Origin of the sequence: Commensalibacter oyaizuii, assembly GCF_029953265.1 — a bacterium.
GTDB classification, from domain to species: domain Bacteria; phylum Pseudomonadota; class Alphaproteobacteria; order Acetobacterales; family Acetobacteraceae; genus Commensalibacter; species Commensalibacter oyaizuii.
In genome coordinates this window covers 305,663-324,520 of the sequence record NZ_JASBAO010000001.1, presented here as the reverse complement: position 1 = coordinate 324,520, position 18,858 = coordinate 305,663, and the positions used below count along the sequence as shown (strand labels likewise).

Sequence of the window (18,858 nt, the reverse complement as noted above, 5' to 3'; positions counted from 1 at the left end):
ATATTTTTACATACAAAACGAGTATTTTCTAAAAAGTTATCGTGCCATCATTAAGTGACCCACATTGTGCATCACAAATAATGTTCCAAAAACGATTACTAACGCAACGAAAATACTGAATAAGAAAGAAATCAAATCAGAACGTTTTTCAGGTGCAGCACTAACATGCAAAAAGAATGTAACTTGAACAAAAATTTGTAATACAGCCAACACCCCTAATGCTGCAGTGGTTGCAGAAAAGGATAAAGAATGTGTTATAACGATTGCAAAAGAAGCGACCGTAAAAAGCACAGATAATATGAACCCGATAATATAAGATGTTACAGAACCGTGTCCATGATCCCCCGCGTGGGAGGATACTGCATGATTTTCTGTCATTAGGCCATACTCAACAAGTAAACAAAACTAAATACGCAGATCCAGATGATATCCAAGAAATGCCAGAATAAACTTAAGCAAGTTAGACGTGGCATCATCTTTGGATTAACCCCTTTAATCATAACCTGAATAATTAAAACAATCATCCAGATTAATCCCAAAGTCACGTGCAATCCGTGCGTACCAACCAATGTAAAGAATGCAGACCAGTGTGCACAAGACGCTGGTGTTGCACCATGAGCAATCAAGTGCATAAATTCCTTAATTTCTAAAGCAAGGAACCCTGCACCAAGCACAGCAGCCACAACCATCCAAATTAATGTTCCAGACTTTTTGCTTTTGTGTGCTTCAATCATTGCAAAACCAAAGGCCAAAGAACTTAACAACAATAAAGCTGTTTCCCAAGCCACTGTTGAAAACTCAATATCATGAGAATCTAAAAGCCCTTTGAAAGTTGGAGCATTAAAAAATTGACCGTGTAAAACCGCATAACTGGCAAACAAGCAGCCAAAGATAATGCAGTCGGACATCAGGTAAATCCAGAAGCCAAATACTGAATGATTTTCGTGCTCATGTGCGTGCTCATGATGAGCAGCATTTGCTGTCATTGTATTATTCTCACTCATTATTCAGCCACCTGTGTCATAAGTTTACGAGAATGCTCTTTTTCAATACGTTCAACTTCAGATGCAGGGATAATATACTCTTTATCATCGATAAAGCTATACCCAATCGCAAGCACTAATGTTGCCAATACTGTAAGACCAACTAGCCACCAAATATGCCATATTAATGCAAAACCTAGAACTAATGAAAACATACCAATCCAAAAACCAGCAGAGGTATTCTTTGGCATGATAATATCTTCGTAAGGTTTTGAAGTCGCGCGTGTATCAATACCGTGTTCTTTATCATAAGCAAAAGCATCACGGGCTTGAACAACAGGAATATGTGCAAAGTTATAAACTGGTGCTGGTGAAGAGGTTGACCATTCCAAAGTACGACCATCCCATGGATCACCTGTAACGTCTTTATTTTCAGGTTTATTCATGGTTAAAAGACCAAGGAACAGTTGTGTCAATTGACAAACAACGCCAAGTAAAACACAGAATACGCCAACACATGCAATTTGCAACCAGAAATGCCACTCTGGATTATCGTAGTGATTCAAACGACGTACCATTCCATCGAAACCAGTAATATATAAAGGTACGAAAGAAAGGAAGAAACCAAAGAACCAGAACCAAAAAGCAGCTTTACCCAGTTTTTGACTTAGCTTAATGCCTAAAACTTTTGGTGCCCAGAAATTCATACCAGCAATATAACCAAAATACACACCACCAATAATTGTGTTATGGAAGTGAGCAATCAAGAATTCACTGTTATGTAAAACAAAGTCACTGGCAGGAATGGCCAACATAACGCCAGTCATACCACCAATAACAAACACAATCATAAACCCAACAGTCCAATACATAGAGGCTGTAAATTCAATACGCCCTCTATACATGGTGAATAACCAGTTAAAGATCTTGGCTCCTGTTGGGATAGCAATAATCATTGTCATAATACCAAAGAAGGCATTAACATTTGCACCCGCACCCATAGTAAAGAAATGATGGACCCAAACTAACAATGATAATACTGTAATAGCAAGCGTTGCATACACCATGGTGTTATAACCAAATAGTGGCTTCTTGCTGAAAACTGGAACCAATTCAGAGAAACAACCAAAAGCTGGAATAACCAAGATGTAAACTTCGGGATGTCCCCACGCCCAAATCAGGTTAAGGTATAACATAACGTTACCCCCACCATCATTGGTAAAGAAGTGCATACCTAGATAACGATCTAATGCCAATTCTGCAACAGCAACTGTCAAAGCAGGGAATGTTGTAAAGATCATGATACATGATGCAAATACAGTCCAAGTAAAGACAGGCATACGCATCCATGTCATACCAGGTGCACGCATTTTACAAATTGTGGTCATGAAGTTTACAGCGGTTAATACTGTGCCAATACCAGAAATCTGTACTGCCCAAATATAATAGTCTACACCAACACCAGGGCTGAATTGCAATTCTGACACTGGGGGATAAGCCAACCAACCAGCAGTAGAAAATTCACCAATAAACAAAGAAATATTAACAAGAATAGCACCTGATGTTGTTAACCAAAAACTCAAAGAGTTAATAAATGGAAATGCAACATCTCGAGCGCCAATTTGCAAAGGAACAATAAGATTAAACAAACCTTGCATAAAAGCCATGGCCATGAAGAAAATCATGATAGTTCCATGAGCAGTAAAGATTTGATCATAATGTTCTGGAGGCAAATAACCAGGACTGTTAAACGCAATGGCCTGTTGTGTACGCATCATCAATGCATCACAGAAACCACGGAATAACATCACCAACGCAAGAACGATATACATAATACCAATGCGTTTATGGTCGACTGAAAACAGCCAGTTTTTAAATAAAACGCCCCATTTGCCATAGTATGTTATTGCAAATAAAACGGCTAATCCTACGACTGCTACCCCGATAAATGTTCCCACCAATATGGGAACATGATACGGAATAGCTGAAAGACTTAATTTTCCTAACATCTTTCCTATTCCCCTGCATGCATGTTATCAGACTGAGCAGAACCTACATGATGAGACCCGTGGCCTTGAACATTAAAGTTTCCATCATTGTATTTAGCAACAATATGATCAAATAAGGCAGGTTCTACGTGACCATAATATTGTACTGGATCTTTAATGCTATCTACATGTAATTTTGCATAAGTTTCATCGTCAAGTTGTTGTGAAGAAGCTTTCACTTTTTCAACCCAATCTTTGAAACCTTTTTCATCTTTTGATAATGCTCGGAATTTCATATCTGAATATCCAGCACCACTATAGTTATTTGAAACACCAGCGAAATCACCATTGGATGTGGCCATTAAATGCAATTGTGTCTGCATTCCAGCCATAACATATACTTGTGACCCTAGTTGTGGGATCCAAAATGAATTCATTGTTGCATCGGATGTTAATCGAAATGCCACGGGTGTATTCACCGGCATTGCCATTTCATTAACAGCCGCAATTCCGTAATCGGGATAAATAAACAACCATTTCCAATTCAAAGCAACAACTTGAATATTCAATGCTTTTGCTTGCGGATTAACAGCAGGAGCTTTAATTGGTTGATAAGGATCCAATTCGTGAGACGAAATATAAGTTTTGTACGCAAGAAACGCAATCAAACAAATAGGAATACTCCAAACGAAAAACTCAATTGTATTTGAATGAGCCCATTTGGGAGCATAAGTCGCACTTGTATTTGATTTACGATATCGTCTGGCAACAATCAGGGTTGCAATGATTACTGGAATAACAATACATAACATTGCCCCAGCGCACATCAAAATTAAATGTTTCTCAGCCTCTCCAATGGTTCCTTTCGGATCCATTATTGCAAGATTACATCCACCCAGCATTAGGATAGATGTTAGCCCTGCTACCGATAATGTTAATTTCGGTAAATTTTTTTTCATTCTATGCCTCGTTGATTCTGACATTGCTCAACTCATCAGCTTGTTCATCTAGAACTTCTTTCTTTTGGGAATTTCGTATAAAACAACCAGGATTATTTCATACGAAATTCCTTATTCATAATAATACCATAATATACGCCCTAAAAAGACATAAATCTACGTTTAATACGGCATTAGTTTGATTTGACATTCCTACTATAAATTACAAAATGTTACAACCAACTTTCATAAAATGCGATAATCTTAATTAATTTAATATATTAACCATTTACAATGTAGGCAAACTCTTGCAGTTACATTTACTGTACTAAAGGATAGTTTGAACCTATTCTTTTTGCGTAATAAAGTGACAATTTCAACACAGTTTTGAAAGATATGACATAAAAAAACGCATTAAGAAAGGATTCCCAATGCGTTAATTTTGACCGTATTTTAAATATTTGTAATATCAATCCTAGTTATTACTGCCTTGACGAACACCCATTAATTGCAACAAAAATTGAAATAAATTAATGAAGTTTAAATATAACGTCAAAGCATCATATACACTGTGTTTGGCAGCCATCTCTGCGCCACCATACTGATAGAAGTTTTCGTACGACAATCTTATTCTCTGCGTGTCAGTAGCAGCTAAACCAGTAAAGATAAATACACCTATAACACTGATCAACATGGACATAGCAGAACTTTGGGTAAAGATATTAACAACCATCGCCAAGATCAATCCAAACAAGCCCATCATTAAAAACGAACCGATTCCTGACAAATCTTTACGGGTTGTATATCCCCACAAGGACATACCTGCAAACATTCCTGCGGCTACAACGAACGTTCTTGCGACAGACCCACCAGTATATATAAAAAATATATTTGCCATACTGATGCCCATTACGCCACAAAAAACCCAAAACAAGGTTTGCGCAGTCTGGGTCGATAGACGGTTAATCCCAAAAGACATTACCATAACGAAAACCAAAGGTGACAAAATAGCCAAAAAGCCAAGACCTGTTGGTGCAACTTTGACAACTTCACCTGAGGAATTAATTAATATTTTGTAAAATAACCCTCCAAATGAGGTATTTACAACCAAATATGAAACCAATGCAGTTAACAATAAGCCAGATGCCATCCAGTTATAAACACGGAGCATGTAATTACGCAGACCGGCGTCAAATGCTACCTGAGCATTTACGTTGGATGTATTATTATATGAATCAGGACGAAACACCATGTACTTTTCTCATAATATTGTTTTCAGTTCAGTAAGTATTATATTGCATTTACAACATAAATATCAAGTATACAAAAAATAAGTTGTTTTTATGAAGATATTGATTATAAATTTATCGTTATCCCGAAGTATTATAATCAGATCATATGCGTATTTTTATAGGACTATCTTTTCCTGACCCTGTTAATTCTGCCCTAGCTACATTACGTGGTAGCTTACCATTTATAAACTGGAACGATCCTGACACCTATCATCTAACGTTATGCTTTGTTGGTGAAATAAAAAATTATAATTTATTGAATGAACTGGATCTGGCTTTGGAAAAAATCAAAGTTCCAAGTTTTGATATCCACCTAGAAGGTGTTAATTATTTTATGTCTCCAAATCAATCTATGACTTTTGGGGTATTATTACGCCCATCCGACCCTTTATTACATTTAAAGAAAAAAATAGAACATGTCGTACGCAGCCTTGATATACCAATCGGTAAACAAAAATTAGTTCCACATATTACACTAGCAAAAGGTACAGGGTTGACCGAGGAACAAATTGGTAATTGGTTACATACCTATAATCTGTTTAAGATCTCTCCTATAACTATACAACAATTTTCTCTGTTTAGTTCTTATCCCAAACAAGATGGCCCATGTTACATTACTGAGTCTGATTATATTTTATCAAAATAAACATTTAAAAACCATCATTCCTTACATTTGTTCTTAATAGCTTTATAAAGATACGCTGTGTAATATGGCTCACAACATACATAGCGATCTTCTTTTTCAAGACACATGTTGGTCAACCCAAGATCCTTATAAATCGAAAGATATTTTTTCCCCACACTCCAAAACGCAAAAGAGCGATTTTCTTGAACCGCCAAATCACGTAACCGCCAGATCGTATTAACAATTTCACTTTCCTTACCAACGGGATCGCCAATTCCAATCAAAAAACCATCTTTACGCAAAAATGGCAGAACCGTTCCCTCGATAGAACAAATCAAAATAGCATTTGGTTTAATCGTTGTTAATGTATCAACTGTTGAATTTGAAAGCAATTCATACAACTCGTTGGCTTCACTGGACCATGGCTCAAATTTAATCTTAGCCGGCATCATCATTTTGAACAGAATAACCACTCCGACAGCAGCCATAAAAGCAATAATCCATTTAGTTTCAAAAGGAACATGCCGTGATAGGAAAATCTCGATAATACCGTGACTTTGTGTATGATGGGGACTGATCCAGACAATAACATATACCGTTACTATTAAAATCATAATCTCAATTGCTGTTTTTAAAGACAAGGGTGAGGCTGAAAAATTGGCTGTTCTGTAATAACAATTTCGAAAAGGGGCAATAAAGAAAACAACCAAGGTCAATATTGCTGGAATAAAAAGAGGGACGCCCCTTAAAAAAGTAATAACAATCAAGACCATTAACGATACTAAACTTAAAATCCATGCCATCGTAATGCGACGGGCCAAACCTACCGTTAAAGTTAATAGCAATAATCCTAAAAATGAAATTATATAATCACCAGCAACCTCAATCAGTCCAGAAAAAGACCAATTAGATTGCCATTCCCTTGGGTCAAGAACGGGAATAGTTAGCACCAAAATACCACAAATACCAATTGCAGCGGCGGCAATATTTACCGAAAAAGCTGCATCGCTTTCCCTTAAATTGTCATTTAAGGGGGGCATAGGTCGTAATTTGAAAATAAAAAGTCTTTTCGCATTTTTATGCAGAACATTTCCCCCCCGCAAAAAGACTTCATGCCCTGCAAACATAATTCCTGCAAAAAACAATGGTATCAAATAATAAAATAAACGGAATATAAAAATAACCGAAATAATATCTGAAACAGGCATGTAAGGTTTTAATGCTAATAGCATGCTGCCTTCAAATACCCCTGCCCCACCTGGAACGCTGGCTACCAGTCCAGCAGTATATGATGCGATATATACCCCCAAAAATACTGAAAAACTTATTGGCTCATATGTTGATAACTGAGAATGATCTGGAATAACACAATAAGGTATAGCAGCCGTTGCAATAACTTCCAACGTTGCGATAACGATCTGAGCAAATGCCATCAAGGGATTGGGGAATGAAAAGCGATATTTCCAAATCTTTAATTCATTACAATAAAAAGAAATAATGACGTATAAAACAACAAATAACCAGGCAAGAGAGCCTAATAAAATAAATACGTAACCTGGTAGCTCTTGACCAATTAAAGGCAGTTCACTTGATTTAAAGATAAACAATCCGCCAACAATTACCGCAGCCCCTAAAATATAGGTCACGGAACAAAAGGCAATCACCTGCACAATAGCCAAGGTCTGTAAACCCCAACTACCATATAATCGAAATCGTACGATCGCCCCAGAAACAGCAGAAAAACCAATATTATGTGACAATACATAAGAGCAAAATGCAGCAAAAGCCGTTTTTAGAAATGAAAGTCGATACCCAACTTGAATAACAGCCAATTTATCGTAGAATGACAAAATTAAAAACGATAAAAATGTACATCCCCCTGCACTGTAAAGTGCCAAAGGGGGAATTCGTTCCAGCGAAAACTGAATTTCTTTTAAACTAAGATGTTTGAATTCATTTTGAACAATATAAATCGCAACTATAAAAAGGATAACACCAAAAAGCTTAGAACAATATTTAAAATAAGTTTTCCAACTTTTATCTTTAAATTGATTCCTTTTACCTAAAAAATTTTGATCTTTAGAACAGGGCTTTTTTGACTGCATCTCTTTACTATATAGCTATGAATACTGGCTTTTATGATTTTTTGACCCAGGCCTATGCTCTGGCTAAGGCAGAGTCAATAAGCGCAATTGTTTCTTTAACTCCATACAAAGCAATAAACATTCCAAAACGAGGCCCTTCCTTTTGCCCTAACAAAACCTCGTACAAACATCCAAACCAAGCTCTTAAAGGTTCAAATTCGTTTTGTTTACCAACAGCAAATACCATATTTTGTAATTCATCTGCCGATACAGTATTATCACCAATTTTTCTTAGTTGTTGTGCAAGTTCAGTCAAAGCTTTTATTTCATGAGCTTCTGGTTTTCTGTAAATCTTGTTGGGTTTGATAAAATCTGCGTAATAGGATAATGCACAATTAACTAACTGCGATAACATCGGGTTATTTTCAGGCGTAACCGTAGCATCATACCGCTTTAAAAATCCCCATAAAATCTCTGCTCTTTCAACATTTGCAACACTTGCCAAGTTTAATAACATTGCAAATGTTATGGGACTGCCAGCTTTTTGAGGCAACTGACCATTGTGAATAAACCAAGCTGGATTATTATAAATCTTTTCTTTTTCAGAAGGTTCAACAGAATCTTTCTTGGCTTCAAGTTCAGCCCAATTAGAAACATGTTGTAAATATTCGTCCGTAGCTTTTGGAATAACATCAAAAAATAAACGTTTTGCCCGCTTGGGCGCATTAAACATATATTGGGCTAAACTTTGCTCTGGGGCGTAATTCAACCATTCTTCAATTGATAATCCATTCCCTTTGGATTTCGATATTTTTTGACCTTGGTCATCCAAAAATAACTCGTACGTTAAATTAGTTGGTGGAGTTCCACCTAGGATTTTACAAATTTTAGTCGATAGACGAACACTATCAATTAAATCTTTGCCGGACATTTCGTAATCAACACCCAACGCATACCACCGCATCGCCCAATCGGCCTTCCATTGCAGCTTGACATGTCCACCTGTTACAGGTGTTTCGAATAATTTACCGTTTTCATCACGCCAGATAACCGTTCCCGCAGCGATATCAAGTTTTTCCATAGGAACTTGCATCACAATCCCAGTTTCTGGATGAATAGGTAAAATTGGCGAATAGGTTGCCCGTCTTTCCTCACGTAATGTTGGTGCAACAACAGAAACAATTTTATCGTGAACTTCTAAAACACGTTTCAATGCCGCATCAAAACGCCCCTGCTGATAATAATCTGTCGAGGACGCAAATTCGTATTCAAACCCAAAGCGATCCAAAAATGCACATAATTGCGCATTATTATGCGCACCAAAAGAATCATGAGTACCAAACGGATCTGGAATACGAGAAAGTGGTTTGCCTAAATGCTGCTTTAGCATTTCTTGATTCGGAACATTTTCTGGTACTTTACGTAAACCATCCATATCGTCCGAAAACGCTAAAATTTTTGCAGACTTTCCCGTCAATGCTTGATAAGCTTGACATACCCAAGAAGTACGAGCCACTTCGCCAAAAGTACCGATATGGGGTAAACCAGAAGGTCCATAACCCGTTTCTAATAAAGCAGGTTTATCATCAGTGTTCTCTTTCTTACTTTTTAAATGTTCAACAAGCTTTACTGCTTCCTCAAAAGGCCAAGCTTTGGGTATCGAAGAAAAATCACTTTTAGACATCATTTTACAGACATTATAAAAACGTCTGCCCTCTTACTAGATATAGGTTACACAAAATTATCTGTTTTACTTAACAGCACAAGAAATTAGAATATCATTATATATTCTGTTATTGTTAGAAAAAAAATGTTTTTAGAAAAATATTCAGCATTAACTGTTCATCACAATCAATACTCTATCCTTACCGATGAAGGTGAAATTCTAAATTTAACCCGTCAAGAAGCAACAAAGTTCTTGAAAAAACAAGTCAATGTTTTTGTTATTCATGCTCCAATTACATATCGTAAATTACGTAACGATAAAAATATTCATACCCAAGAATGGTTGGATATTTTAGAACTTGCTGCTTTTATCTATCCAACCCAATCTTTTGGCTTTACGCCCGAAACTATTGCTCAGGCATTAAATATTCCCTGCCCCATCCAGATAGAGGCTGACTTTTTACTGACCATTATTCATACGCTTGCTCAACGTTTACAAGAAAAACAAACACATTTCCCATCAGAAACACTGAATGCCCAAGCTGCATCATTATATTATGCTGGATGGAAATGGGCACCCTTTGTTTTAGATCTTTTAAATATTACTCTGCCCTTGCCTAAAAAAAATCTACAACCGATGGATGGACTAAAAGTTTGGCGTCGTCTACCTAAATGGGAGGAAACCCCACCACGACCACCCCCCAGTCAAAAACCTGTTGAACGTAAAGAGGCATTATTAAGGTTATCTGAACTATTAGGCCCCAATGCAGAAGATCGTGTTGGACAAACCGATTTTGTAGATATTGCCCGCACTGCTTTTGCACCACGACAACTGCCTGATCAACCTAATGTTGTTTTGGCTGAAGCAGGGACAGGGACGGGTAAGACATTGGCTTATATTGCCCCTGCCACCTTATGGGCCGAACGAAATGAGGGAACTGTTTGGATTAACACTTATACCCGTCATTTACAGCGTCAAATTGAAAATGAATTTTTCAGGCTTTATCCCGATCCTGAAATCAAAAAAAAACATATTGTCGTTCGCAAAGGACGGGAAAATTATCTTTGCCTATTAAACCTTGAAGAAATCCTTAATTCCTACTCAAACCAACCTTCGTTAAACAAAATAGCCCTAATTTTATTGTGCCGATGGGCAGAGGAAACAAGCGATGGTGACTTGTTTGGTGGTGATCTGCCCAGCTGGTTTAATGATTTATTTCATGAAAAACTGATTTACCAACTGGCAGAAAGAAGGGGAGAATGTATTCATGGGGCATGCCCACATTATCAATGTTGCTTTGTTGAACATTCCATTCATCAAGCACAAGAAGCTGACATTGTCATCGCCAATCACGCCTTGGTTATGAACCAAATTGCCTGGCATTTAGAGAATGATCATCCAGAACAACAACAAACTTTCCCTACCAGATTTATTTTTGACGAGGCACATCACATCCTTGACGCAACTGATAGCACTTATTCATCAGCACTGTCGGCTATCGAAACCAGTGAACTTCGCCGCTGGCTACTAGGTAATGAAGGAACAAGGAGCCGATCAAAAGGGTTAAAAAAGCGTATCCATGATGTTATCATTGGAGATGATAAACTGGAATATCTGCTGGAAAAAATCCTGCAAGCAGCCCATGCTTTACCAAGTTTGAATTGGTTTGCTCATTTTCCAGTTAATGATAACTCCGAGCATACGGCGACCAACCCTTCAGAGCAATTCTTTTACCTCGTTTATACCCAAATTCAAGCAAGATCTAATAAAGGGGATCCCAATATCCCCTCTGTCGAATATTTTGATCAAAATGAGTGTGATTTATTCCCTATTCTGCCAGAATTACAGTCGTATGCCAGTACACTTGCTGAGTGTTTTTTAAATATTTTATCGCCTTTATCACAGTTTATTAAAACCCTTGAACATAAATTAGAAACAGATGTTAATACATTAGATAAATTTTCAAAGGATCGTATCGAAACAACAATTGCTTCTTTAAAACGTCGTGCTGTCAATCCTTTAACTTTGTGGAGCAGTATTTTAAGTATTCTAAGCCAACCAGACCAAAACAAATCCGAAACTGAAACCCACGTAACCTTTTTAAAAGTTGAAAAACAGGGACAAAGAATTGTTGATGTTGGTATCTTTCACCATTGGCTAGATCCAACACTACCCTTTATGAACAGTCTATCCCATTATGCGCATGGGATCATTATGACCTCAGCAACACTGCGCGATGAAAACGAAAATCAAAAAGATATTGAGACTTCATGGCAGGCTGCTGAAAAACGTGTGGGTACTGCACATTTACCAATACCGCCTACTCGTGCCTCGTTAGCTTGTCCGTTTGATTATAAAAAACAATCCCTTGTTTTTATCGTCAATGATATTAATACCCATTCTATACATAGTTTAGCACACGCTTACCTGCGATTATTTGTTGCGTCGAATGGGGGGGCTTTAGGTTTATTTACAGCGATCAGCCGCCTACGTGCTGTTTATCAAAGGATTATTGATCCCTTGGAAGAAGAAAATATTTCCTTATTTGCACAACATGTTGATCCTATTAATAACAACAGCTTGATAGACCTGTTTAAGTCAGAAAATCACTCCTGCTTGCTGGGTACTGATGCAATGCGGGACGGAATTAATATCCCAGGCGATGCATTAAGATTGGTCGTATTTGAAAAAATCCCCTGGCCTAGACCTGATATCTTGCACCGTGAGCGCAGAAAATATTTTTACCCTGATACGCCTCAGCTCTATGACGGACAGATCGTTCGATTAAGACTGCGTCAAGCTTTTGGAAGATTGATCCGCACTCAACAAGATCGGGGGGTCTTTGTTATATTGGATCGTCGAACTCCTACCCGTATGCTTTCGGCATTTCCCGAAGGCGTTACAATTCAACGCGCTTCTTTAGAAGCAGTTATAACTAAAGTACAAGATTTTTATAAAGATATGACTTAATGATATAAAAAGCAAAAAGCCGACTCTGTAAAACAGAACCGGCTTGCGCTTACGGTAACGAGCTAACTCTAATACCAGTAACCTAATGCATCAACCCTTACAAAGGCTTGAGGTTTGCAGCAGCAGCTTTTCCTCTTTCAGTTACGATATCGTAACTTACTCGTTGATTTTCTTTCAAATCACGTAAGCCAGCTGCTTGAACAGCAGTGATATGAACGAAAACGTCCTTACCACCTTCTTCAGGGACAATAAAACCAAATCCTTTTGTAGGATTAAACCATTTCACGGTTCCAGTTTGCATTAACCGCGTATCCTTATCAATTAAGAATATCAAGCCCTTGAAACACAGACCTGATATAGAGTTAAAATATCAAAACGGAGGATTCCGTTTACTTATCAAAAAAACTTGCTATAAGTTCTTTCTGTTCCTATTTGACACATAAAAGGGTGATTGTGTCAAACAAAATATTAAATTTTATTATAAAAAATATCTTCCAACTAAAAAAGTGTCTTATTTTGACCATTATTTATTAATATTATACTAATTTTATGTTAATAAATAATAATACTTGTTACTTAATCGATTATATTGATTTAAATTGCAATCAGACAAAATCCTTTGATGGTGGACCCCACTGATTGATTTCAAAATCCGTTTCTTTACAAAACCAGATTAACAATGGAATTACACCTATAATCGTAAATGCAATAAGAAACCACCAACCAGAACGGCCAACATCGTGTAAACGACGTACGCACACAGCAAGATCTGGAAAAAGAAATAACATTGCCATGATCAAAGCAATAATATTTCTATACAGCTTTAAATCATCGTCACTAAAACCCATTATTGCAAATGCTGCAGCCGAGACCAAACCTAAAAGAAATGCAAACACCATCTTACTTAGTCGATAATACCAATATTCTGAACGTCTTGCTCTGCCAGAGAAATTAAAATAATTTTTCAAACATTTTAAAAACCAGTCAAACATATTATATCTTTTTTCAGCTTCCAGCTGTACAAGGTAAGCAGGATCGTCTGACTGTTCAACTTGCTCTAATATTATAGCAGAGCGAGATAATGTTGATATCTGTAATGCTTTTCCCAGATGATCAGTATCGAAGGTTACAGTAACACCTGGTTTTGGCACCCTACTTGCCTTCCACTCACTACCTTTAAATAAGTAGTGATGCCCATCATCACCTAAAATATATCCTATATTTTCTTGTATCGAAAAACTTAATATTTTACCTTGCATTTTTTAACCAACTGTAAACTGACGATTATCTCAACGATATGATAAATACATTGTGATTAGTCTAAAATATAAAATAAATAATTATAATAATAAAATTATCATAAGTGCAATTTACCAAAATAAAAAGTCGTTACTGAATAAGTAACGACTTTCAAAAATCAGGAGGGCATCCCCTCCTTTAATATGCGTTTATAGAACTGGTAGGGAATTAGAAATCCATTCCGCCCATACCACCCATTCCGCCCATGCCACCCATACCAGCAGCAGCATCAGCTTTCTTTTCTGGACGTTCAGCAACCATAGCTTCGGTTGTAATTAACAAACCTGCAACAGATGCTGCATCTTGTAAAGCGGTACGAACAACTTTGGTTGGATCAATAATACCAGCTTGAACAAGGTCTTTATATGCCCCTTCTTGAGCATCAAAGCCATAGCTATAAGTACTATTTTCAAGCACTTTACCAGCGATTACTGCACCATCTTCACCAGCATTTTCAGAGATCTGACGTAAAGGAGCTTGCAATGCACGGCGTACAATTTCAACACCGACACGTTGATCATCATTTGCATGTGAAGCAATTTCAGCAAGCTTCAATGATGCACGTGCAAGCGCTGTACCACCACCAGGAACAATACCTTCTTCAACAGCAGCGCGTGTTGCATGTAAAGCATCGTCAACGCGATCACGACGTTCTTTTACTTCAACTTCTGTAGAACCACCAACGCGAATAACAGCTACACCGCCAGCCAATTTAGCCAAACGTTCTTGTAATTTTTCACGGTCATAGTCAGAAGTTGTTGCTTCGACTTGTGCACGAATTTGGTTACAACGACCTTTGATTTGTTCAACATCGCCTGCACCTTCAACAATGGTGGTGTTCTCTTTATCAATGTGAACTTTTTTAGCGTTACCTAACATTTTTAGGGTAACACTTTCAAGTTTAATACCTAGATCTTCACTGACAACTTGTCCGCCTGTAAGAATTGCAATATCTTCCAACATTGCTTTACGGCGATCACCAAAGCCAGGTGCTTTGACAGCAGCAATTTTTAAACCACCACGTAATTTATTAACAACCAAGGTTGCCAGTGCTTCACCATCAATATCTTCAGCGATAATCAATAGTGGGCGACCACTTTGCACAACACTTTCCAACAATGGAAGCATAGGTTGTAGTGAGGATAATTTCTTCTCGTGGATCAGAATTAAAGGGTTATCCAAATCAGCGGTCATTTTTTCTGAGTTGGTTACGAAATATGGTGAAATATATCCACGGTCAAATTGCATGCCTTCCACAACATCTAATTCTGTTTGCAGACCTTTTGCTTCTTCAACAGTGATAACACCTTCTTTACCAACTTTTTCCATAGCTTTGCTGATCATTTCACCGATTTCAGCTTCGCCATTGGCAGAAATAGTACCTACCTGAGCAATTTCAGATTGTGTAGAAATCTTCTTTGTTTTTGATTGAAGTTCTTCAACAACAATAGCAACAGCTTTATCAATACCGCGCTTTAAATCCATTGGGTTCATACCAGCAGCAACTGATTTTAAACCTTCACGGACGATTGCCTGTGCCAAAACAGTTGCAGTAGTTGTTCCATCACCAGCGATATCGTTGGTTTTGGAGGCAACTTCACGCACCATTTGTGCGCCCATATTTTCAAACTTATCAGCAAGTTCGATTTCTTTTGCAACGGAAACACCATCTTTGGTAATACGAGGTGCACCAAAACTTTTATCTAAAACGACGTTGCGTCCTTTTGGACCCAAGGTTACCTTCACTGCATCAGCAAGGATATCAACACCACGTAACATACGTTGACGAGCGTCTGCACCAAATCTTACGTCTTTGGCTGCCATGATTAAATCTCCTACAAGAATAAATTAAAAGTCAAAAAAACAATATATTATAAAAGGAAAAGTTCGGTGATTAACCGATAATTCCCATAATATCGCTTTCTTTCATGATCAACAGATCTTCACCATTTAATTTAACCTCGGTGCCTGACCATTTACCAAACAAAATTTTGTCACCTTTTTTTACGTCTAAAGCAACAATTTGACCTTGTTCGTTGCGTGCACCTGGTCCAACGGCAATGACTTCACCTTCTTGTGGTTTTTCTTTTGCTGTTTCAGGAATGATAATACCGCCAGCAGTCTTTTCTTCGCTATTTAGCCGACGAACGACCACACGGTCGTGTAGAGGACGAAAATTCGTCATTTGGATCGCTCCATTAATTTCTATATAATGCCCTTAATCAAAGCAGCATTATGGGTTTTAACTACGCGCGTTTTGCCGCGTTACTCCAATTCTTATTAGTTATCAATTTACAACTAATAATTGTCTATAATTTATGGATTAGTAAGCTAAATGTCAAGAAAATTTAGTAATTTGATATGAACAAATTCTTTTCAAAGTCTTCATCTAAAATTGATAACAGATTATGGTATCCTTTTCTAATATTAGTTTAAAATAACCAACGGAGATCGTAATTATGAAACAAGATACGACAATAATCACTTCTGATCATCATCATTTACATGCTTATGAATCGACCCATAAAAACGTCACGGCTGGGTTGGTTGTTTTGCAAGAAATATTCGGCGTAAATCATCATATTCGCAACGTATGCGATAATTTTGCAAATCAAGGATATCACGTTATTTCACCAGCTTTGTTCGACAGAGTAGAAAAGAATGTAATGTTAGGATACGAACAAACTGATATTCAAAAAGGATTTTCTTTAAGATCCCAAATTGATCCACAAAAAACTTTATTAGATATCATCGCTGCTGCACAATATTTACCATACTCTAAAATTGGGGTCGTTGGTTATTGCTGGGGCGGCAGTCTGAGTTGGAGAGCAGCAACAGAAACCGATATTTTTTCTGCAGCCAGTTGTTGGTATGGTGCAATGATCCCTTCTTTGTTACAGCATCCACATCGTTGCCCTGTGCAAATGCATTTCGGTGCATTGGATGCATCTATCCCTCTTGATCAAATAGAACAAACTCGTTTACATTATAATGATGTCGAAATATATATTTATGAAAATGCTGATCACGGTTTTGGATGTCAGGCTCGATCTAGTTTTAATCCAACCGCCTATCAACAAGCCCAACAACGAACTCTAGATCTCTTTAAAAAATATTTATAATCACTATCTACAATATGAACGTTTCTTTCTTCGATATAATTATGTAACAATGAATGCAACACATCAAAACGATAAAAAAGAACTGTTACTAAGAACAGGCCTAGAAATATTCTCGACCCACGGATTTAACCACGTGGGTTTATCAACATTGCTAAAAAAGGCTGGGATACCAAAAGGCTCGTTCTATTATTATTTTGAATCAAAAGAGGAATACGGTGTAGCAGTCATTCATTATTATTTTGATAACTATCTGAAAACCATATCAACTCTATTTGAAAATAATGCCCTATCGGGTAAAGAGCGCCTGTTGTCATATTGGAAAAAATGGTATGATGTGCAGTGCGTGAATAATTTTGAAGGACGCTGCTTAATCGTTAAAATCAGCTCTGAAATTGCTGATTATTCAGATTCTATGCGAGAAGCTTTTCGTCAAGGAACTGAAAAAGTATTATTAGAAATTACAAAAATACTTATTATTGGTCAACAAGACAACTCTATTCCAAAATATCTTAACCCGTCAGATACTGCACATTTGCTATATCAACAATGGCTAGGAGCAAGTTTACTGACCAAAATACAGAAAAACAGTTTTCCTTTTGAACAAGCGTTTCAATACACACATAATTTATTAGCCACTTAATAAGAATAAAATATTTTATTTATTGTTTAGCCACTAGACGACCAGTCTATTATTTGTATAATGATATTTATCGTAACTGATTCTCTTATACAGATTAAGGATGATATCATGCCTACTCTTTTCGATTCCCTTCAACTAGGCGCTATTCACATACCAAATCGTATTATAATGGCCCCAATGACACGTGGTCGTGCAACTAAAGACCATATTCCAACACCCATTATGGTTGAATATTATCGTCAACGTGCAAGTGCAGGGTTAATCATCTCCGAAGGGACTGGTATATCCCAAGAAGGTCTTGGCTGGGCTTATGCGCCAGGAATATGGAATAAACAGCAGGTAGAAGCATGGAAACCAATCGTAAAGGCTGTGCATGAAGAAGGTGGAAAAATTATTTGCCAATTGTGGCATATGGGGCGAACAGTTCATCCATCCTTTTACCCCTCCCCCATTTCTTCTTCTTCAACGGTAGCACCAAAATATGCACATACGTATGATGGGAAACAGCCTTATACCAAAGCACGGGAATTACCTATCAATGAAATCCCACGCTTGCTAAATGACTATGCTATGGCTGCAAAAAATGCCTTAGAAGCAGGGTTTGACGGTGTCCAGATTCACGCTGCTAACGGATATTTAATTGATCAGTTTTTAAGAGATAATTGTAATTTACGAAACGATGAATATGGGGGATCTATTGAAAACCGTCTGCGTTTATTAATTGAAATAACACAAACTGTCTGCAACGCAGTTGGTTCGGATAGAACCTCAGTTCGCTTATCCCCAAATGAATTAATCCAAGGAGTACACGACAGCAACCCAGAACCTTTATTTACGGCTGCAGCTGAAGCATTAAGCAAAGAAAAAATTAATTTTCTCGAGGTCAGAGAACCCAGACCTGGTGAAAATAACTTTGTTATGTCAGACCTTACAGATGATGATTTTTATCCTGCCATTGCCCCAGCAATGCGAAAACACTTTTCAGGCAATTTTATCATTAATGGTTCTTATAATGGTAAATCAGCACAAGATGTAATGCTTCATGACCAAGCCGATGGCGTTGCATTTGGACGCCCTTTTATCTCCAATCCTGATTTGGTTCACAAAATCAAAGCAGGAATTCCCTTCACCCCAGATGATGCCAAAACATGGTTTACGCAAGGGGAAAAAGGCTATACCGACTATTAAATAAATTATAATAAAATTAAAAGATCCACAAAAGAAAAGGAACTGCATATTTGAAAGTGCAGT

16 protein-coding genes are annotated in these 18,858 nt (G+C 37.4%); 5 read left to right on the top strand and 11 right to left on the bottom strand.

From position 1 onward, the window contains the following. Window positions 1-36 precede the first annotated feature (36 nt). From cyoD to QJV27_RS01335, 5 genes are all read right to left on the bottom strand, one after another. Entirely contained in the window at window positions 37-378 is a 342-nt protein-coding gene (gene cyoD, locus QJV27_RS01355; protein WP_281447196.1) for a cytochrome o ubiquinol oxidase subunit IV, read from the bottom strand. Next, entirely contained in the window at window positions 378-1,004 is a 627-nt protein-coding gene (gene cyoC, locus QJV27_RS01350; RefSeq protein ID WP_281447195.1) for a cytochrome o ubiquinol oxidase subunit III, read from the bottom strand. Before cyoC ends, cyoD begins: the two co-directional genes overlap by 1 nt. Next, a complete protein-coding gene (gene cyoB / locus QJV27_RS01345; RefSeq protein WP_281447194.1) occupies window positions 1,004-2,992 on the bottom strand; it encodes a cytochrome o ubiquinol oxidase subunit I in 1,989 nt (662 codons plus the stop codon). Before cyoB ends, cyoC begins: the two co-directional genes overlap by 1 nt. Before the next feature lie 5 nt (window positions 2,993-2,997). After that, window positions 2,998-3,930: a ubiquinol oxidase subunit II gene (cyoA, locus tag QJV27_RS01340; RefSeq protein ID WP_281447193.1), complete on the bottom strand. Its 933-nt coding sequence runs from the start codon at window positions 3,928-3,930 to the stop codon at window positions 2,998-3,000. Window positions 3,931-4,384: 454 nt separating this feature from the next. Next, on the bottom strand, window positions 4,385-5,161 hold the full coding sequence (locus tag QJV27_RS01335; RefSeq protein WP_281447192.1) for a Bax inhibitor-1/YccA family protein: 777 nt from the start codon (window positions 5,159-5,161) through the stop codon (window positions 4,385-4,387). Between the two features lie 146 nt (window positions 5,162-5,307). On the opposite strand from QJV27_RS01335, the gene thpR reads away from it, so the two are divergent. After that, window positions 5,308-5,847 (top strand): RNA 2',3'-cyclic phosphodiesterase, encoded by a 540-nt coding sequence (gene thpR, locus QJV27_RS01330; RefSeq protein WP_281447191.1) that lies wholly within the window; start codon window positions 5,308-5,310, stop codon window positions 5,845-5,847. Between the two features lie 14 nt (window positions 5,848-5,861). Here the strand turns inward: thpR and QJV27_RS01325 are convergent, their stop codons facing one another. Both QJV27_RS01325 and QJV27_RS01320 read right to left on the bottom strand, forming a co-directional pair. Beyond that, complete coding sequence (locus tag QJV27_RS01325; protein ID WP_281447190.1) at window positions 5,862-7,931, bottom strand: lysylphosphatidylglycerol synthase domain-containing protein; 2,070 nt, start codon at window positions 7,929-7,931, stop codon at window positions 5,862-5,864. Window positions 7,932-7,983: 52 nt separating this feature from the next. Beyond that, window positions 7,984-9,594: a lysine--tRNA ligase gene (locus tag QJV27_RS01320; RefSeq protein ID WP_281448946.1), complete on the bottom strand. Its 1,611-nt coding sequence runs from the start codon at window positions 9,592-9,594 to the stop codon at window positions 7,984-7,986. A gap of 126 nt (window positions 9,595-9,720) precedes the next feature. Between QJV27_RS01320 and QJV27_RS01315 the strand changes: the two genes are divergently transcribed. Then, the gene (locus QJV27_RS01315) at window positions 9,721-12,546 is read left to right on the top strand and encodes an ATP-dependent DNA helicase (protein ID WP_281447189.1); all 2,826 of its coding nucleotides are present in this window, start codon (window positions 9,721-9,723) and stop codon (window positions 12,544-12,546) included. Window positions 12,547-12,643: 97 nt separating this feature from the next. Here the strand turns inward: QJV27_RS01315 and QJV27_RS01310 are convergent, their stop codons facing one another. From QJV27_RS01310 to groES, 4 genes are all read right to left on the bottom strand, one after another. Then, the gene (locus tag QJV27_RS01310; RefSeq protein WP_034337601.1) at window positions 12,644-12,847 is read right to left on the bottom strand and encodes a cold-shock protein; all 204 of its coding nucleotides are present in this window, start codon (window positions 12,845-12,847) and stop codon (window positions 12,644-12,646) included. Between the two features lie 304 nt (window positions 12,848-13,151). Continuing rightward, entirely contained in the window at window positions 13,152-13,805 is a 654-nt protein-coding gene (locus QJV27_RS01305) for a DUF805 domain-containing protein (RefSeq protein ID WP_281447188.1), read from the bottom strand. Window positions 13,806-14,013: 208 nt separating this feature from the next. Further along, a complete protein-coding gene (groL, locus tag QJV27_RS01300) occupies window positions 14,014-15,669 on the bottom strand; it encodes a chaperonin GroEL (RefSeq protein ID WP_281447187.1) in 1,656 nt (551 codons plus the stop codon). 70 nt (window positions 15,670-15,739) lie between these two features. Continuing rightward, window positions 15,740-16,030, bottom strand: coding sequence for a co-chaperone GroES (gene groES / locus QJV27_RS01295; RefSeq protein ID WP_456305220.1), 291 nt, complete (start codon window positions 16,028-16,030; stop codon window positions 15,740-15,742). Window positions 16,031-16,304: 274 nt separating this feature from the next. Here groES and QJV27_RS01290 point away from each other — a divergent pair, with 274 nt between their 5' ends. From QJV27_RS01290 to QJV27_RS01280, 3 genes are all read left to right on the top strand, one after another. Further along, complete coding sequence (locus QJV27_RS01290) at window positions 16,305-16,967, top strand: dienelactone hydrolase family protein (RefSeq protein WP_281447186.1); 663 nt, start codon at window positions 16,305-16,307, stop codon at window positions 16,965-16,967. Between the two features lie 49 nt (window positions 16,968-17,016). Further along, a complete protein-coding gene (locus QJV27_RS01285) occupies window positions 17,017-17,607 on the top strand; it encodes a TetR/AcrR family transcriptional regulator (protein WP_281447185.1) in 591 nt (196 codons plus the stop codon). 108 nt (window positions 17,608-17,715) lie between these two features. Further along, window positions 17,716-18,795 (top strand): alkene reductase, encoded by a 1,080-nt coding sequence (locus QJV27_RS01280; RefSeq protein ID WP_281447184.1) that lies wholly within the window; start codon window positions 17,716-17,718, stop codon window positions 18,793-18,795. Window positions 18,796-18,858: the final 63 nt, after the last annotated feature.

Excerpts from the sequence above, each read along its gene's own strand:
- cyoA (WP_281447193.1), bottom strand. The coding sequence starts at position 3,930 with ATGAAAAAAAATTTACCGAAATTAACATTATCGGTAGCAGGGCTAACA.
- QJV27_RS01285 (WP_281447185.1), top strand. The coding sequence starts at position 17,017 with ATGAATGCAACACATCAAAACGATAAAAAAGAACTGTTACTAAGAACA.
- thpR (WP_281447191.1), top strand. The coding sequence starts at position 5,308 with ATGCGTATTTTTATAGGACTATCTTTTCCTGACCCTGTTAATTCTGCC.
- QJV27_RS01290 (WP_281447186.1), top strand. The coding sequence starts at position 16,305 with ATGAAACAAGATACGACAATAATCACTTCTGATCATCATCATTTACAT.
- cyoB (WP_281447194.1), bottom strand. The coding sequence starts at position 2,992 with ATGTTAGGAAAATTAAGTCTTTCAGCTATTCCGTATCATGTTCCCATA.
- QJV27_RS01315 (WP_281447189.1), top strand. The coding sequence starts at position 9,721 with ATGTTTTTAGAAAAATATTCAGCATTAACTGTTCATCACAATCAATAC.
- QJV27_RS01325 (WP_281447190.1), bottom strand. The coding sequence starts at position 7,931 with ATGCAGTCAAAAAAGCCCTGTTCTAAAGATCAAAATTTTTTAGGTAAA.
- QJV27_RS01320 (WP_281448946.1), bottom strand. The coding sequence starts at position 9,594 with ATGTCTAAAAGTGATTTTTCTTCGATACCCAAAGCTTGGCCTTTTGAG.
- QJV27_RS01305 (WP_281447188.1), bottom strand. The coding sequence starts at position 13,805 with ATGCAAGGTAAAATATTAAGTTTTTCGATACAAGAAAATATAGGATAT.
- groL (WP_281447187.1), bottom strand. The coding sequence starts at position 15,669 with ATGGCAGCCAAAGACGTAAGATTTGGTGCAGACGCTCGTCAACGTATG.
- QJV27_RS01310 (WP_034337601.1), bottom strand. The coding sequence starts at position 12,847 with ATGCAAACTGGAACCGTGAAATGGTTTAATCCTACAAAAGGATTTGGT.
- QJV27_RS01280 (WP_281447184.1), top strand. The coding sequence starts at position 17,716 with ATGCCTACTCTTTTCGATTCCCTTCAACTAGGCGCTATTCACATACCA.
- cyoC (WP_281447195.1), bottom strand. The coding sequence starts at position 1,004 with ATGAGTGAGAATAATACAATGACAGCAAATGCTGCTCATCATGAGCAC.
- cyoD (WP_281447196.1), bottom strand. The coding sequence starts at position 378 with ATGACAGAAAATCATGCAGTATCCTCCCACGCGGGGGATCATGGACAC.
- QJV27_RS01335 (WP_281447192.1), bottom strand. The coding sequence starts at position 5,161 with ATGGTGTTTCGTCCTGATTCATATAATAATACATCCAACGTAAATGCT.
- groES (WP_456305220.1), bottom strand. The coding sequence starts at position 16,030 with ATGACGAATTTTCGTCCTCTACACGACCGTGTGGTCGTTCGTCGGCTA.